The organism is Sedimentibacter sp. B4, assembly GCF_000309315.1.
Lineage (GTDB): Bacteria > Bacillota > Clostridia > Tissierellales > Sedimentibacteraceae > Sedimentibacter > Sedimentibacter saalensis.
On the sequence record NZ_CANG01000672.1, the window covers coordinates 1 to 241 of the forward strand.

Sequence of the window (241 nt, forward strand, 5' to 3'; positions counted from 1 at the left end):
TACATCGCCGCCACCACCCAGGCGATCGTCGAGTACCGGGCCGGGCAGGGCATCACCGGGCCGCTCTACATCGGGAAGGACACCCACGCCCTCTCCGCGCCCGCGTGGCGCACCGCCATCGAGGTGCTGCACGCCCAGGGCGTCTCGATCCGCGCCGAGCGCGACGAGGACTACACCCCCACGCCGTCGGTCTCCCGGGCGATCATCGTCTACAACAAGACCCACTCCGGGCCACGCGCGG

Annotated in this window: 1 pseudogene; it reads left to right on the forward strand. The window is 71.8% G+C overall.

Annotation, left to right across the window (positions count from 1 at the left end):
- A pseudogene (locus tag BN358_RS24080) lies at nucleotides 1-241 on the forward strand (phosphoglucomutase, alpha-D-glucose phosphate-specific); the annotation flags it as partial.